Source organism: Photorhabdus caribbeanensis, assembly GCF_018448885.1.
GTDB lineage: Bacteria > Pseudomonadota > Gammaproteobacteria > Enterobacterales > Enterobacteriaceae > Photorhabdus > Photorhabdus caribbeanensis.
Map to the genome: position 1 here is coordinate 1 of NZ_RCWB01000082.1, position 2,956 is coordinate 2,956.

General features: G+C 44.9%; 1 protein-coding gene. It reads right to left on the reverse strand.

The features are described 5' to 3' along the window. Positions 1 to 863: 863 nt before the first annotated feature. The coding region (locus tag EAE90_RS24365) for a thioesterase domain-containing protein (protein ID WP_214055419.1) at positions 864 to 2,956 on the reverse strand (2,093 nt) is incomplete at its 5' end.

Here is a 2,956-nt window from a genome sequence, read left to right on the forward strand (position 1 = left end):
TTTACAGATCCCTTCTCTTTTAACATGGTCAACTTTCTCTTTTTACTTGTATTTCCCGTTCTTAGCGATTGCAAGCGATTTTTTATCGGTAATTAACTCAGCTAAGTATTAAAAAAGTAGGTATCCCATTAATAACAGCTTTTTAACAGGGATTAAAGTGCATAAAAAAGCGCTTATTCCTTGCTGTGGTCATTTAAAAGTGAGTATACAGAGAGATTAAAAATTTATATAAAGGGAAAATATGGATTTAACGCAATAAATGTACTTTTTATAAAGGCAGTTAATTACATTTAATCAAATGCTATTAACCATTACACAGAGAGTTGAAAAGCAATCAGCAGGTTACCCGGCTTGTTGATATTAACGTGTTTTCTCACTGTTATTTGACTCAGCAAGTTATAAACATAACGCAATAAAAAGAGGGGTAAAACGGTTAATGTGGCAGGATTTAAACTTTAAACAGCACGTTGATTATCCGAAAAAATATAAATGGGTATCTTTAATATTATCAGGCTAAATAGCCTCAGCAAAGATAAAAAGCGAGTATGATTAATGTTTGTTAAATGTAAAATACGATATGCCATGATGATTAAACTGAATAAAAATCAGGTAGTAAATGTGATAAAAACAACGGTTAAAACCTGATACCGATTAAAATCAGAGATTAAAACAAGGTTTTTAAAAACAGTTTAAAACCTGCCTACCATAAAGCCATCAGTGAAAAATGAAAATCGGCTTTGTTTTTGTTAATGCGCATACACCTTGGAGAAAAGGATAAACAAGAAAAATAATCCGGTATAAAAAGCATATACCGGATTATCATATCAAGGTTAAATTATTCAGAACTTCTGACTATATCAGTATTACGATGTCTCCTCATCACAACTGATTGCCAGCGCCCTATTTAAAGCCTGAGCTAAAGCGGTTTTATTCTCATCATCCTCCAATAAACTAAAATGGTTGCCCGGTATCGCAATCAGTTCAAGCGAAGTATCAGACATTATCTGCGCCCAACCCAAAGACGGTTCCATGCTCACTGACTCCGATTTTTCATCATCATCTATAAAAGCAATAGCGGGAGAAGGTTCTACCGCATAGAACTGATGCAGCGTTATTGCTAATGCTGGCGGCTCATAATTCGCAACTATCTGCGCGTAACGTTCGATCTGCTCCCAACGTTTTGCGATCACATCAGCATGCAGATTTGCAGGATATAACGCCAATTCTTGTGCCGATTCAATAAACTGCACAAAATTCAACTCATCGATTCGCCGGTATAACTCCGCAATCTCTTCCGCGTACTCCTCCCCTGTCTGTCGAGCCAGTTCAATAAAGAACCGATATTTAGGTTGTATGATCTGTTCCCCTAAATAATGAGGCGCAGGCACATCAATCAACCCCAGGAAATTGACCACTTCACCCGCATTCAAAAGCTGCTGAGCAATAGCATAAGCCAATATTCCACCAGAAGAGTAACCACATAGCCGATAAGGCCCTTCCGGCTGGACGGCCTTTATCAAGGTGATCATTCTCGCCGCCTGCTGCTCCATCGTTGCCATCGGTTTTTCATTAATAGACGGCCAAGGCAGCGCATAAATCGGGTGGTCCGACGGAATATGTCGAGCCAGCCCGAAGACATAGGAGTAATCACCCATGCCGCTAGGAACAAAGAACAGCGGCAACCCTGTCCCATCAAGTCGTACCGAGATGGCGCTGTTTTGCGGTTGAGACAACAGATCTGAGGTAATTTTCGCAGCCAGTTCAGTCAGCACCGGGAATTGGAACACCGCATTCAATGTGCAAACCAAACCCCGACCAGCAGCAAGATTTATCATTCGCATGGCAAGCAGTGAATGCCCGCCCAACGAGAAGAAGTTATCATGCCGACTTATTTGCTCAACCCCTAGCAATTCACACCAGATAGCCGCCAATGCAATTTCCGTTTCCCCTTGAGGCGCTTCATAAATCTGACGGACAAACGCTTCATTGCCCGGGGCCGGCAAGGCCCGACGATCCAATTTACCGTTCGGCGTTAGCGGGAAGGCATCCAAACGCACAAAAGCTGACGGCACCATATAGTCAGGTAAAGTGACACTCAAGTGGGTACGCAGGTTATTGGTCAGCCCCTCATCCGCTGACGCCACTACATAGGCAACCAGCCGTTTGTCCTGTCCATCCCCCAGCGCCAGCACCGCCGCCTCACGCACCGCCGGGTGCTCTATCAGACGTGTCTCAATTTCCCCCGGTTCAATGCGGAAACCACGAATTTTAACCTGCTGGTCGTTGCGGCCCAGGAATTCCAGGTTGCCATCCGGCAGGTAACGCGCTAAATCCCCGGTACAGTACATACGAGCACCCGGTCGATCACTAAATGGATCTATCAGGAAACGTTCAGCCGTCAATTCTGGCCGATTCAGGTAGCCACGCGCGACAGCGACTCCCCCAATGTAAAGTTCACCCGTGACACCCATTGGGACAGGTTTCCCGTGGGTATCAAGAATGTAAATCTGGGTATTGGATATTGGGCGGCCAATCGGTACGTTATCGGCAAAACAGCCCGAGTGATTGATATCAAACACCGTACAACCCACGACGGTTTCGGTTGGGCCGTACTCGTTGATGATACGTGATCCAGGGGATAATGTTTGCCAAAGTGCAATAGTGGAACTGGGCAGTGCCTCTCCCCCCACAATAAAGCAGTGAGCCGGGCATGTTCGTCCCATCGTGTTCAATTTCTGCCCTATTGCCGAAAGATGACCAGGCGTAATTTTAACCAAAGCGCCTGACTCCATTGACAACAATGCAGGGAGCAATTCAACCAACTCCTGCCCGTCACCGAGCAAATGGATCTTGCCGCCGCACAGTAAAGGCAGGTAAAGGCTAGTAACCGTGGCATCAAAGGCTATCGATGATGAAACGATACTATCGCATCGCCTTTCAGTGAGGTAATCACTCC